Annotated in this window: 7 protein-coding genes; 1 reads left to right on the top strand and 6 read right to left on the bottom strand. The window is 36.2% G+C overall.

The genetic code is table 11. The features are described 5' to 3' along the window. Positions 1-49: 49 nt before the first annotated feature. From EV201_RS12120 to recQ, 5 genes are all read right to left on the bottom strand, one after another. The gene (locus EV201_RS12120; RefSeq protein ID WP_130307911.1) at positions 50-1282 is read right to left on the bottom strand and encodes a nucleoside recognition domain-containing protein; all 1233 of its coding nucleotides are present in this window, start codon (positions 1280-1282) and stop codon (positions 50-52) included. 10 nt (positions 1283-1292) lie between these two features. Beyond that, positions 1293-5000: a tetratricopeptide repeat protein gene (locus EV201_RS12115; protein WP_130307910.1), complete on the bottom strand. Its 3708-nt coding sequence runs from the start codon at positions 4998-5000 to the stop codon at positions 1293-1295. Between the two features lie 307 nt (positions 5001-5307). Next, positions 5308-7857: an NACHT domain-containing protein gene (locus EV201_RS12110; protein WP_130307909.1), complete on the bottom strand. Its 2550-nt coding sequence runs from the start codon at positions 7855-7857 to the stop codon at positions 5308-5310. Between the two features lie 301 nt (positions 7858-8158). Next, complete coding sequence (locus tag EV201_RS12105) at positions 8159-8923, bottom strand: LytR/AlgR family response regulator transcription factor (protein WP_130307908.1); 765 nt, start codon at positions 8921-8923, stop codon at positions 8159-8161. A gap of 120 nt (positions 8924-9043) precedes the next feature. After that, positions 9044-11158 carry a DNA helicase RecQ gene (gene recQ / locus EV201_RS12100; RefSeq protein WP_130307907.1) on the bottom strand — a complete coding sequence of 705 codons (2115 nt, stop codon included), beginning with the start codon at positions 11156-11158 and terminating at the stop codon, positions 9044-9046. Positions 11159-11555: 397 nt separating this feature from the next. On the opposite strand from recQ, the gene EV201_RS12095 reads away from it, so the two are divergent. Continuing rightward, on the top strand, positions 11556-12734 hold the full coding sequence (locus EV201_RS12095; RefSeq protein ID WP_130307906.1) for a CD0519/CD1768 family membrane protein: 1179 nt from the start codon (positions 11556-11558) through the stop codon (positions 12732-12734). 96 nt (positions 12735-12830) lie between these two features. Here the strand turns inward: EV201_RS12095 and EV201_RS12090 are convergent, their stop codons facing one another. Further along, positions 12831-15335, bottom strand: a complete 2505-nt coding sequence (locus EV201_RS12090; RefSeq protein WP_130307905.1) for an endonuclease MutS2 — start codon at positions 15333-15335, stop codon at positions 12831-12833. Positions 15336-15349: the final 14 nt, after the last annotated feature.

Below are 15349 nucleotides of genomic sequence, written 5' to 3'. Positions count from 1 at the left end.
AATTGGGTTATTAGAATTTGAATGGCAAAGGTATTCTTTTTTTCAAAGATTAATGAAAGAATAAATAAGCAATGCCAATAGCAGCTACAATCCCTGCAAAATCAGCAATTAAACCACATGTAATAGCGTAACGGGTATTCTTAATACCAACGGCACCAAAATAAACCGCAATAATATAAAAAGTGGTATCAGTCGCGCCTTGCAAGACAGAGGTCATCCGTCCAATAAAGCTATCCGCGCCGTATTGTGTCATGGCATCAACCATCATCCCCCGAGCTCCGGAGCCACTTAAAGGTTTCATTAATGCCGTAGGTAAAGCAGGAATAAAATCACCATTAATCCCTAATACACCACAAAGCTTTTCAACTGACTGAATAAACATATCCATGGCGCCTGATGCCCTAAAAACTCCAATTGCAACCAAAATTGCAATCAGATAAGGAATAATTTTAACAGCAATGGCAAAACCATCCTTGGCTCCTTCAATAAAACTCTCGTAAACATTCACTTTTCGAATAAAAGCCAGCAAAATAAATGCAACAATCACCGAAAAAAGAAAAACATTACTCACCAGTCTTGAAATTAATGCGATCTGTTCCTTTTCAATACTCGAGAAGTAGAAAATGACTGCAACAATAAAAGCTGTCATACCACCCAAGTAGAGCAAGATCACCTTATCCCACAGTTTTATTTTCTGCATAACCGATACGGCTATTAATCCGGTAATGGTCGAAAAATAGGTTGCCAGCAATATTGGGATAAAAATATCTGAGGGGTTTACGGCACCAAGCTGAGAACGATAAACCATAATTGAAATAGGAATAATAGTCAGACCTGAAGTGTTCAAAACAAGAAACATGATCTGAGCATTTGAAGCCCGGTCTTTAACCGGGTTCGCATCTTGCATCTGAGTCATGGCTTTTAAACCCATTGGCGTCGCAGCATTGTCTAAACCTAACATATTTGCAGCCAGATTCATCATGATAGAACCATGTGCAGGGTGATCTTTAGGCAAGTCAGGAAACAAGCGATTGAAAAAAGGACCTATCAATCGGGAAAAGATCTTAATAATACCTCCTTTTTCTCCAATCTTCATAATACCTAACCAAAGCGTTAAAACCCCGGTTAATCCCAAAGAAATATCAAAGCCCGTTTTCGCCATATCGAAAGTTGAATTAATCATGGCTGGAAACACTTCCATATCTCCAAAAAAGATCAACTTGATTAATGCCACAACAAAGGCTAAAAGAAAAAAGAAAACCCAGATGTAATTTAGTGCCATATGTTTTATTTTACTTCAATGTCTTTTTAATAGTCTCCAAATTCTCTTTTAATTCTTTATCATTAGGCTTAATTTTTAAAGCCTTTTGATAATAGAATCGAGCAATTGATAAGTTGCCATCTTTAAAAGCGGCATTGCCTTTTTTAGCTAGTGAGTTGAATTCTTCATCAATTGCTTCTTGCTTTTGTGCAACTATCGCTTGTTCAATTTCTTCCAGTTTTTCATCGATAAGACTTTTATCCGTTGCTATAGGCATCGCCTTATTGTAATAGTGACGAGAAACAGAAAAATTCTTTTTAGAAAATTCATCTTCAGCAGATTTCACCAATCGCTCATATTCTTCTCGCTCTTTTTCTGATTTAAAAGTCGATTTCAATTTTTCAATCTCAACAAGCTTCTCTCTCGGATAATCACGTTCAAAAATATCCAGAGCCTTTTTATAATAAGCCTTAGCTTTCCCCAAGTATTTTCCCTTTATCGCTTTATCCCCCTTATCAACCAAAGCTTTATAATCCTGCTCTTTTATCTTCAACAAGTGTTCGTCAAATGCTTTTGAGTTTTCAACCAACAATTTGTTTTCTTCTAATTTCGCATTGGCTTCTAAAATCGTCTCAATCTCTTTAAGTTGCGATCTGACATAAGCATTATCAGGCTTAATTTTCTGAGCCTCTTTATAATGATGTCTGGCTAAACTGTATGATTTCTTTTTAAAGTAAGAATCAGCAGTTGCAAGCGTCTCTTCAAATTCTTTTTCAATTTGATTATTCTTACGATTCAATTTAGCTTGCTTTGCTATCGATGCATCAATTATTGTAATCTGATTTTTTGGATAAACTTCTCTTGATTTCAACTTAAGTGCCAATAAATATTCCTCTTTCGCAGATTTCAATTCCTTTTCGGCAAATAATTTATCAGCTTTGCTTATAATCGTCTCGTATTGTTTTGAAAGCTCCAATTGTTCCTTTGCTGCAATTTTCTCTTTAGCTAACTTTTCACTAACAAGAGCAATTTGTTTCAAGGCATATTCATCATTTCTATAAATTTGAATCGCAGCGTTATACTTTACTAATGCATCTGAATACTTTTCGTTTCCAAAGAGTTTATCCCCTTCACTGATGAAGGAGCGGAATTTCTTCTCCAAAATAGCTTTCTTCTTCGATAATAATTCTTCAGCTTTAGCTTGACTTTCTTTTTTAGCAATAAGCGTCTTTATTTTCAAAAGTTGAGCTGTAGCATATTGATCTCCTTTTTTATATTCCAATGCTTGATTGTAATGCGTACTCGCTCGCTTAAAGTCTTCAGTATTCAATGCGGCATCAGCCAATAAAATTACCCTTGAATAATTCTCTTCAAGTAATTTCAATGCATTTTCTCCTTCGCGTTTTTTATCAGCCAAACGGGCCAATTCTTCCAAAGCTAACTCAGCATTTGTAATTTGTTCTTTAGGGTAATTCTCATCAGGTTTTAAATTCAAAGCTGACTGGTAATCTAAAATTGCTTTTTTGTAATCCTTAGCTTTAAACTCCTGATCAGCCTGATTAATAAATTCACCATATTTCTCATTAAGCATTTTCTCATCAGCCTTAATTCGGTTGGCTTCCGCAATTAAATCTTTTAATTTTTGCAATTGTAATTTTGGATACGACTCCTCAGGTTTCATTACAGAAGCGCTTGTGTAACTCTTCTGAGCCGATGCATATTCATTGGCTTTCAATTGAGAATCGCCGGTTGTTATTAAACTTTCATACTTCGCATCGAACTCTTTCATTGCTGTCGCCTGCTTAAGCTCCTTAGCCATTAAATCTTCAATCTTATTAAGCTGATCTTTAGGATATTTCTCATCAGGTTTTATCTCCAAAGCTTTTCTAAAATTATCACGTGAATCAAAATATTTTTTTGCCGCCAAATTATTATCCCCTTTGGCAATCAAATCCTCATATTTCTGATCTAATAATTTCTTTTCAAGCTCTTGTTTTACTTTCTCTTCCTCTTTACGTTTTTTATCAACTTGGCCTTGTTTGGCTCTTTTTACCTGCTCTTTTAAATACTCCGCTTTGGGTTTTAAACCTAAAGCCTGCTCATAATTACCTAGAGCCTTGTCAAATTCGCCGGAATTCATTTGGGAATCAGCTAAAGCAATCAAGTCAGCATATTTTTTTTCCCGAGCTTCTTTCTGCGCTAGAATTTTTGCCTGCTGTGCCATCAGACTTTCAATCTTTGTCAGCTGCGCCTTAGGATGAGTCTCATTAGGCTTTAAAGCTATAGCCTCGGTATAATTAGCCTTTGCTAATACATACTCACCATCCTTCAATTGTGTATCGCCTAAACCAACTAATTGCTCATATTTTTGATCGAGTTCTTTTTGCTTCAACCTACTTGCAGCCAATTCTTGTTCACGAACAATTGCCTCATTAATTTTTTGTATCTGTTCTTGAGGATAAACCTCCTCAACATTCAATTCTAGAGCTTGAGTATAAGAGGTCAAAGCCTCATTATAATTTTTCTTTTTGAACTGGCTATCAGCTAATTTAATAATTTTGTCGTACTCAACTCTCAATGCCTTCTGCTCAGCCACAAGCTTTGCATTTGCTGCTTTTAGTTGTTTCAGATAATCTAGTTTATTATCTATTTCCTGAATCTGATTTTGTGGATAAACTTCATCTGCTTTCAACTTAAGAGCAACAGTATAGTCTGATTTAGCCGTCTCATATTGCTTCAAACCAAAAGCTTCATCTGCTGATTTTATGAGTGTTGCATACTGTTCATTTAGAGCTTTCTCTTCAGCCAATCGCTTAGCTTCTTTTTCGGCTTTAAGTTTCAGTTCGAGTTCTATTGCTTTAATCTTATCAAGTTGTTCTTGAGGATATGTCTCTGTCGACTTAACAGCTATAGCCGACTCATAATTCACTTTTGCCTGCTCATAGTTTTTCTCTGTAAAAAACTGATCTGCAAGATCAATCAAAGCCTTAAATTTCTCATCTAAAAGACGCTGAGTCTCAAGCTGTCCCTTTTGTTTCAAAAGAATGTCATCAATTTTTGAAATCTGAATTTTAGGGTATTCTTCTTTGGGTTTTAATTCAGTTGCTTCTGTATAAAACGATTTTGACTCCGTATAATTCTTTTTCTTGAACTCAGTATCGGCATTTTTAATGGCTAAGTTAAATGCCTTATTTACACGAGCCAACTCAGCCAGATAAGCTTCCTGCTTCAATCTGGTTTCTTTCTCAATTCGTTTAAGCTTTGCTTCAATCTCCGTCTGAAACGATAAATCCGTTTCAATCAAATCCGTTTCTCTGTTATACATGATCATACCAATTGGCTGATCAAATACAGATAAATCGATACCTGGAAAAAAACGAAACAATTCAATAGAAAATTTACAGGGAGGGAAATGACTATCTCTTTCCAAAACCTCCTGAGGCACATAAGTTGAGACACTCACTCGCTTTGTTACAAATTCGGGTTTTGAAAACTCGAAAATATAATCATATCCAAAATCCAATTCATACGAGAACTTCCCGTTTTTAGAAATATTTTTGACACTCACCTGTTGAGAATCCTTGTATAAAGTCACTTTCACATTATCAAGATCCCCCTCATTTATTGTCACATTACCTTTTACAGAACATTTTTCCTGAGCAAAACTGGAGTAAGAAAAAAGACTGAACATGACAATCAGTAAACCAATATGCTTATATTTTAAGATGATAGCTCTCATTAATAAAATCTGATTTTTTTGCAATATTCCATTTAAACCAATGTTTATTAGATCCCTCCGAATTCAAAAACATTCAGTAAAAAACAAAAGTAAAGAAATATAGCTAGTATTTATAGAGCGTCCAAAATTTGGATGGAGACTTTAGTGCAAAACCTACAATAATTAACGACGATTTAAAGCAAAAAGTGTGTCATTTGAATTCAATACCTACAAATTTTACAAAAAAAAATCCTGAGAGTTAATCTAGACTCCCAGGATACTTTTAAAACTAATAATTAGTTCCTCTTTTAAATATTATATTTTAGCCTTAATTATTTAAGATCTTTACAAGCGACTCCGCATTTTTGGTTTGCAAAATCTGGTCACGTTCTTTCAAACATAAATTCTCTTTGATTGTTTCATTCCAGGCATTATAATATTTAGCCATCTTCGTTAACAAGCTAACTTTGCAGAAATCGTAACGTGTGAATTCACTGATTGCAAATGCTCTATTGGAGTGCTTCTCCTGAAAATCTCTGTTCCCATTTTCAAAATAAACTTCAGCTAAAGAACTTTTAAAGAATATCTGCAAAGGATATGCTTTTGAACTGATTAGGCTATCATTACAAAACTCTAATTCTTGCACCTGAGCAGCTGACAATTTCATTCCCAATTTACTCTGAGCTATCAGTTTATAGGCTCTCAGTAATTTATGATTCGAGAAATGAGCTTTAACAGTTAACTGATCGTAAAACAATTCAGCATCTTCAATCAGTTGAATGACTTTATGGTACGATTGCATGTAAAATAAAGCGTTACAAACCAATACCTCAAATTCCCCACTCCAACTCTCATATTTATCACCAACCTGGCAATAGGCCATCTGACGGTAATAAAACACGCGTAATAATTCAATATCATTGCTCTTACCCGATATGTGATTGTAGAATAAGATACTGGTAAAGCGCAATGCAATGGAATAAGCCGAACAACTTGAATTCGGTTCCGTCTCTAATAATAAATGATAATACTTATCAGATAATTCTTGCTCCAACGACATTAAGGAAGTCATCAATAATAGACTTAACGACTTAATTCTGACGGACTCGTCAGCGCTGGTTTCCGATATAATTTCAACAACCTTGGAAAAATCACCACAAAGGCGATTTAGATTCCCCGAAAGTGCAAGCATAAATTCGACCGAACGCGTTCCTGATGCATATGTTTTAATTAAATCAATCTTACTGTCATCCATATTGGTGATCACAGTGGTCAGAATATCAGTTACGGCACTACTGGTTATTGTTGCTTCACTTAATTCGAAAAAACGAGACAAAGATTCGTAATTTTCAGATTCAACAGCAATGCTAAACAACTGTGCAATTAATCGATCCTTAAGTTCAAATTCCTGATACTCCTCTTCAATTTTCTTAAACAGATCAAAGCTAATGCCCTGGTTCATTTCAATCAACTCCTTAACCAACAATACCTCAAAAAGTTGCTCATTGTAGATCTTTACAAATTTGCAATATCCATTGTACTCATTAACTGAAACATATTCTGATATCAAACCATAACTTAGCATCTCTTCGTAGGCATGGTAATAGTTTCCTGCTGTTTTAAGGTGAATAGGCAAGATTGATTTGAGCTCCATTTTTTTAACGGAATGTGAATCTTTCCCCAACTTCTGAAGCTTTAAAATCGCTTTGAGTATCTCGATTTTTTCCTCAGAATAACGGGAATAATAAATCTTATTCTTTAAAAATTGATTAATCAATTTATAACCGTCGTTAATATCATTCTTTTTATTGGGCGAATATGTTTTAACAAACAGTTCTAAAAAGAAGGGATTTGAAATTGTATTGCGCTGATAGTGATCTAAATTTTCAACCTTCAAGTCATAGAAAAACTGTTGATTAATCGTCTCATCAAAAACATGCTGAATTTCAAAACCATTTAATGGGGGGAAGTTTCTTTTATCTTCCTGATCCAAATCTAAGTCAATTTCGTACCAGGCATCAAACAGGCTATTTTCTCGTTGTATAAATGGGAGCACAAATTTTTCCCAGGTTGAAGTTCTCGATGTTAAAATCAACTTCATATTTTTTGAATCCTTACGATTGGCCACAAACTGATTCAATTGTAAGAACAATCGCTCCAATTTTGTATTGTCATAACTCACCTCATCTAAGGCATCCAATATCAAAATAATGTTTCCTTCACAGGCTTTGGGCTTATCCAAAAAGTGTTTCAGGTATGTTTTCGATTTTGAATTCAATTGCTCTTCCAACCAACGCTCGAGCATAAAATCGCTATTCAAACAATTGATCATGAAAGTCGCATTAAAAAATAAGATCACATCCTTATTTCCAGAGTCCTGACTCACTCGCTCATACCATTTCGCAAGCATGGTTGATTTTCCAGCTCCGCCAGGTGCAACAAAACTCAAAGCCATTTTATCGGACTGAAGAAAATTATGAATACGATCTTCTCCAATCTTTCTTGTAGCAACAGATTTAAAGGGAATTCCTGATTGACCTTTGATTAAATTATAAGCATCATTACTCAATTCGAAAGCGCGCTCTTGAAAAGCTTGCCAATTGGTTGGTGTATTACCTTTCTCCTTATCTTCACAGACATAATTCGATTGAAAATCATTCCATGACTTATACCCCACGTAGTTTGCCAATAAATCTAAAGTAAACTTGGATGGTGCTGAAGGTGATTTAAGTAACCCATAAAGTCGGCGTATTGTTGTCGCACTAATTCTCCCTCCGGTAGCCTCACAAACAATTTCAGCTAAAGCTTCACAATCCTTATTATAAGCCAGTTCCTGACCAAACTTTTTTAAGATTTCTTTCTTTAGATGTTCTAACATAGCTCAACGTTATTGGTTTTCGGAAGATAAAAGTAGACTTCCTCTATGCTTAAAACAATCTATAATTTATGCCTTGGGGGTTTGATTTTATAACTACGTCATATGAGTTTCCGATTGCGTATTGGGGTAAATTCTATAAAAAACAGATATGAATACATATTCACTTAAGACAATAAAAACCAACGTGTTTCGACACAATACTTTTATTTAACCCAGATGGTTTTTTACTGTTATATACAGCAATAAATTGTATCAGTGAAACTGATGAAATAAATGATTAAAATACCTGAAAGAAGTTTGTCTATTTTTTATCTGGCAAAGAATGAGCTAGCTGTTTTAAACGATCGAGAAACTCCTTTTTCTTTCCTTCAGAAACTTCAATTTCTTTCCCATCTTTTAGAATAATTCGCCCCCCTCGACCTTTTATGTATTGATCGACAAAATTCAAATTTACCAGATGTTTACTGTGTACCCTGCAAAACAAATGTTCAGGAAGAATATCCATAAAATTTGACAAAGCCTTGGATACCATTAAATCCTCTTTCTCTTCCAGAAAAAAATCGGTATAACTTCCATTCGCTTCACATCGGACAATATCATTAAGATCGACCATGCGAAGACCATTAGCGGTTGGCAAAATGATTTTTTTATACTCATTTTTCAAAGAATCATACAAAACCTGAAATTTCTCATCCAGATTAATATCCCTTTTTGAATTTTGGAATCGTAAGACAGCATCCTTTAATTCAGAATAATTAATCGGTTTTAACAAATAATGCAAAGCAGAAAACCTGATGGCTTTCAAGGCATATTCATTATAAGCGGTTGTGAAAATCACTTCAAAATCACGAGAGTTTACCTGCTCCAAAACCTCAAAACCATCGCCATCAGGCATAGAAATATCCAAGAATACAAGTTCTGGATTTTCCTGATTAATAAGCTCTACAGCTGTTTGCACATTACAAGCAAAGCCAATAACCTCAACTTCGGGGCAAAATCTTTCCAATAATTTAAATAGAGAAGATTGGCTCTTCATCTCATCGTCAACGATTATGGCTTTTATCATAGTTCTAATTTTAAGTATCGAAATATAAAAAAAAGAGTTTTGAAGAAAGGTCTTTTTTTGAATTATTTTATGATTTATAAAACAACATCAAGCTGGATTATGCATTGGTGATATACTTTATTAAGCCTCGGCAAACATTTTTAGATATGAAGTGGCAAGTCTTATTTTGTAATAGGCTATTTCCTCGTTCATATGAAGATATAAAGCCTTGGTATTTAGATGCCCCAATTGGCGAACAGCACTTTCAATGCGCTCTAACTCACTGGCATGTAAAAAGGACAAAATATCAATATCAGCACCTTTCTCATACAGCGAAGCCAAGTGAGAATAGATTGTCACAGGGTTGATGCGACGAATTTGAGCAATTTCATCAACCGAATACCCTTGCTTATAATACTCATACGTTTCATAAAAGGATTGACTGCTCTTTTTGGCCTCTTGATTCTTTTTTTGCTCGAATTCAAGTATTTCGTTAATAAACAACTCACCGTAGAGTTGGTATTTACGTTCACCAACACCCGAAATCATTTTCATTGCAAATTCACTTGTCGGCTTTTCTTCAACCATTTCGTTTAAAGTCGCATCTGAGAACACCAAGTATGGCGCAATACGAGATGATCTAGAGATTTTTAAACGCAACTTGCGCAGAGCCTCAAACAAATCTTCCCTGTATATCTGTTTAGCAGGTTTAGCAACCACAGGTGCTTTTTGAACTTCAGATTTCATTGTTGCTAAATGCACCAAGTTAACTTTTCGACCACTAAACAAGACTTCCTTACTCTGCTCTGTCAATTTAAGTGCATTCCCTTCGTCATAAGCAACCGAAATGTAACCTAAATTCAACAGTTGAAGCATATATTGTTGCCAATCCTGATGAGGCACATCCTTACCAGCTCCGTAGGTTTTAATTGTATTGTAGCCTCTCGAAAGAATTTCCTGTCGTGAGGAACCTCTAAGAACATCAATCACCGTTCCTGCAGCCACTTGTTCTTTTAAACGAAAGACGGCAGAAAGCGCTTTTTGTGCAATCAAAGTTCCATCAAATTGTTGTGGCGGATCTTTACACACATCACAATTGCCACAATCCTCTTCCAAATGTTCGCCAAAATAGCTTAATAGAATCTTTCTTCGGCAAATTTGAGCATCACAAAACTGCTGAATGCGTTCAAGCTTGGCATGTGAAACCTCTTTCAAAGCCGATTCTTCGATAAATTTACGATGAACAATGACATCAGAGAAACTATAAAACAAAAGCGTATCAGCCTTCAAGCCATCACGTCCGGCACGACCAATTTCCTGATAATATGACTCGATGTTCCGTGGCAAATTATAATGTATTACCCAACGAACATTTGATTTATCAATCCCCATTCCGAAGGCAATGGTTGCACAAATGATAGGCACCGTGTCGTTTATAAAATCTTCCTGACGCTTAGCTCTATCTTCCGGCGATAAACCTGCATGATAATAACTCGCATTAACACCCGAATTTCTCAATTTCTCAGACAATCCTTCACAAGCCTTACGACTCAAACAATAAATAATACCGGATTGATGGGGGCGCTGACGAAGAAATCCCAGAATACTTTTAAACTTATCCTTTCCCGGAGCCACTTTTAAACTCAAATTAGGACGATCAAAAGACGAAAGGAAAAGCTTGGGTTCATCCAATCCCAATTGGCGAATAATATCTTTTTGAGTCAAACTATCAGCCGTTGCCGTTAGTGCAACAACAGGAACCAGTGGAAAGTGCTTTTTCAGATAGGCCATTTTAGAATATTCCGGACGAAAATCGTGTCCCCACACCGAAATACAGTGCGCCTCATCTACCGCAAATAAATTGACCTTCAATTGCAATAACAGATAATAAAAATCCTGGCTCACCAACTTTTCAGGTGAAACGTAAAGCAATTTTATTTTTCCTTCATGCACATCTTCAATAATCTCATTTTGTACTTGAGAAGACTGAGAACTATTCAAAAAACCAGCTTTTACGCCATTGGCTTGCAAGCCTTCAACCTGATCTTTCATTAAAGCAATCAAAGGCGATACAACAATGGCAACTCCTTCCATCATAAGAGCCGGAATTTGATAGCACAAGGATTTTCCTCCACCCGTAGGCATTATGACCAGAGTATCATTCCCATTAAGTATGGACTGAATAACTTCATCCTGTAAAGGGCGGAATTTATCGTATCCGAAGTATTTTTTTAATATGCGGTTAGCCAATTTCATTTATCGACAAAAAATTTAGATGGATACGTGTCATTACTGTAATCGTCAAAAACGGATCAATCAAGATCCTTAAATTAAGGATTTCAAAATCTAATTTGAGTCACAAAAGTAATCTCATGGCTAAAAGTATACTAGTATTTGCATGTTTAGTTATCAACAAAGATTTTTACTTGGTCAAATTTTAATTTCAAGCCCATATTTAAGCTTATTACTTCACAATTATATCTCTTCTGTTATTTGCAATTCTTATACTATGCAAACGTTTGTCGATTTATATACTTTAAAACATATGACATTTGCATAAACATGATAAATGTCATGATAAAAAGAGTAACGATACTAAAGTAAAAAATTATTTTTGCCCCGAAATTTAACAACCTTAATCTAACAACACAGAATGAACGCAATTAAGTCGATTAAAGAGACTAATTTCCTTAAACAAAGAAGGTATGAAGCCGTGATGTTTCTTATCACTTTCTTTGGAATTTTCGGTTATGTCGGTCACACAATGGGAGTAGCAAATATGCTCAACACCATTATGAATACAGCTTGGGATCTTCTTATGAACACTGTATTCTACATTATGGGGATTACCGTATTATCCGGAGCGCTGGGTAAATTACTAATCGAGTTTGGCGTGGTCCGTTTATTGGAAAAAATTCTTGCCCCTCTAATGAAACCTCTTTTCAACCTTCCAGGTGTAGGAGCATTAGCTGGAGTCTTGACCTTTCTTTCTGACAATCCTGCTATCATCAGTTTGGCTAACGACAAAAATTTTAGCAAATATTTTAAGAACTACCAATTGGTTTCATTAACCAACTTTGGAACAGCTTTTGGTATGGGACTTATTGTAATCACCTTTATGTCAACTCTTAAAATCCCTGGCAACGATGACAACTTATTTATACCTGCTTTAATTGGTTTAATTGGTGCCTTAGTTGGTGCAATTGTTTCGACACGATTGATGCAACGATTAATCAAAAATGTGATAAAACCTCGTAAAGATACGGACTTCGAAGGTGCTACAGAGAAAATCTCTTTCAAATCAGAAGGTGGTCTTTTTATTCGTTTTCTGAACTCAATTTTGGATGGAGGAAAATCTGGTGTTGACTTAGGCTTGGCAATTATTCCCGGGGTATTGATTATCTCAACCATGGTGATGATGCTTACATTCGGACCTAAAGATCCTGCTATTGGATACCAGGGTTTAGCTTACGAAGGTGTGACTTTACTACCAGATCTTGCCGGTCATATTTGGTGGTTATTCGAAGGTCTGTTCGGGTTCAAAAATCCAGAGCTGATTGCCTTCCCAGTAACCTCATTGGGTGCTGTAGGTGCCGCCTTATCATTGGTTAAAGCATTTATAGCAAAAGGCATTATCGATGGAAACGTTATTGCCGTATTTACTGCAATGGGTATGTGTTGGAGTGGTTATTTAAGTACGCATACGGCTATGCTTGATACTTTAAATTACCGTGAATTGACTTCAAAAGCGCTTCTTTCACACACAATAGGCGGAATTATAGCGGGTTGTTTTGCCCACTATCTTTATGTGCTGGTAACCATGTTTATGTAAGTATAAACAGAATTACCAATTATATATACAAAAGGCTTGCTAATATTAAATAGCAAGCCTTTTATATTATTAGATGCTCACACATCGTCAAACCGTCTATTCCAAATGGACAACCGTTATACCCGAGCCTCCCATTTGAATTTTCTCATCGGTACAAGATCGAACCAACTGTACAGTTTTCAGATAGTCGCGTATTAACTTTCGTAAAATACCATGCCCGGTTCCGTGTAGAATTCTAAATTCACTAATATCCAGCATTATGGCCTCATCAACATGGTCCATCACAATCTGAAGAGCTTCCTCAGCACGCATACCCCTCACATCAATATCCCTTCTGAAACTTAGTTTACGCTTCGAAATTCGTTCCTGCACCAATGCCGAAGTCTGATTGTAAGTTGTACTCTCCTTTTTCGCTTGAGTTTTACTAACCTTGGTCAACCTGTTCAACTTTACGGATGTTAATAAAGCGCCAAAGGCAACTACAGCAGTCTTATCATTAACTTCAATCACTTCTCCTACTGTTCGCTGATTGTCCAGCTTTACACTATCTCCCTTTTCAATAACTGATGGATCAAATTGCTTCTTCTTTTGAGGAACCTCTTTTTCCGAACGACTTGTCTCAGACGTTTTCTCACCTCTAAATTTCTTAGCCTTATTCTCTCTATCTTTTAGTTTCTGGATTTTCCGATTAATACGCTCCTCTTCTTGTAAATCGCCTTGAGTAATCGCTTCTTTTTGTTCTTCAAAAGCTTTTCGAACTTGGCGTGTTTTTTCTTTTTCAGCCTTACTCTCCTTAATCTCGCGAATGGTTTTTTCAATCGACTTATTGGCTTGACTCAAGAGTTGCTTTGCCTCTTCCTGAGCTTTAGAAATAATTTCCTTTCTCAAATTGGAGGTTTCTTTCAAATCAACTTCGTAACGTTCGACCAATTGTGCAAGCTTCTTTTCGTTCACACGAATTTTCTCACGTTTACCTTCCCAATAACGTTTATCACGAACGATATCACGTAAATGTTTGTCAAAATTGATATGATCGCCTCCAATCTTATCTGTAGCCGACTTAAGGATTTCCTCAGGCAATCCAATTTTACGTGCAATTTCAAATGCAAAAGAGGAACCCGGTTTACCGACATGCAATTGAAATAAAGGCTGCATCTTATGCGAGTCGTAAAGCATCGCTCCATTTTCTATACCTTCAGCTTCAGAAGCATAGTGTTTTAATCCGGTATAGTGCGTTGTTATGACACCTCTCACTTGTTTCCTGTTCAGCTTATCAAGAATCGATTCAGCAATAGCTCCCCCCAAAGCGGGCTCTGTCCCTGTACCAAACTCATCAATCATTATCAGGGTTTCAGCATTCGAATACTTCAGAAAATGCTTCATATTCATCAGATGGGAACTATAAGTACTCAAATCGTTCTCCATAGACTGTTCATCACCAATATCAATGAAAATATTATCGAAAATACCCATTTTCGATTTTTCGCCCATTGGTACTAATAAACCACATTGAAACATGTACTGCAATAAGCCCATGGTTTGCAAACAAACTGACTTACCTCCTGCATTGGGTCCTGAGATTAATACAATCCGTTGCTTATCGTTAATCTCAATATTTAAAGGAACAACTTGTCGCCCTTCGCCCTGCAGGGTTAGATACAATAAGGGATGAACTGCATTTTCCCATAGAACTGTTGGCGTTTTCTGCATTTGTGGTAAAAGGCCATTCACTTGAATTGCAAACTTGGCCTTTGCACGAATAAAATCAATTTGAGCCAAAAAAGCATAAGCCAAAAACAAGTCGTCTATATAGGGGCGAACTTGTTCTGTAAATTCACGAAGCACCTTAATCACCTCACGGCGTTCAGCATACTCCAATTCGCGAATTTCATTATTCGTTTCAACAATCTCAGCAGGTTCAATATAAGAGGTTTTTCCCGTTGCCGATTCATCATGAACAATCCCTTTGATTTTACGCTTATAAGCCGACGCAACAGGAATAACCGTACGACCATCACGAACAGAAAGGGATACGTCCTGATCAACCCAACCATCTTTTTGGGCCGCACGCAAAAGTGCTTGCATACGTCTTGAAATTGTAGCTTGCTTTTGTGTTAAGCTGCTGCGAATTTGCATCAACTCCGGCGAAGCATTATCCTTCATCCGCCCGTGTTTTGTCAATATCGCATTTATTCTTTCGAAGATATAGGGATACATTTTCACGTTCCCCGTCAGCTTCATCAGATAAGGATAAGTACCTTCTTCTTTATTCTTAAAAAAACGTAGAATAGCCGAGATGGATTCCAAAGAACGTTTCAGATTAAACAATTCCTCCAACTCCAAATAAGTCCCCTCAATTCGAATTTTTTCTAAACTTTGGCGCACATCAATGAAATGTCCCAAAGGAAAATTCTCTTCTTCTAGGCAAATCGTTTTAAATTCGTTGGTTTCATTTACTCTACGAGATACTCGTTTAAATGATTCGGAGAACTTGAGCTCATCAACCAAATCGCGCCCAAGAGGACTTAAACATTGTTTCTTTAATAGTTCTCGAACTTTATCGAACCGTATTTTTGTTTCAAAATTATCAGGATATATCACGCGCTTCTTTACAA

The organism is Ancylomarina subtilis (genome assembly GCF_004217115.1).
Taxonomy (GTDB): domain Bacteria; phylum Bacteroidota; class Bacteroidia; order Bacteroidales; family Marinifilaceae; genus Ancylomarina; species Ancylomarina subtilis.
Note: the sequence above shows the minus strand (reverse complement) of the source record. Positions and strands in the feature narration are given on the sequence as shown.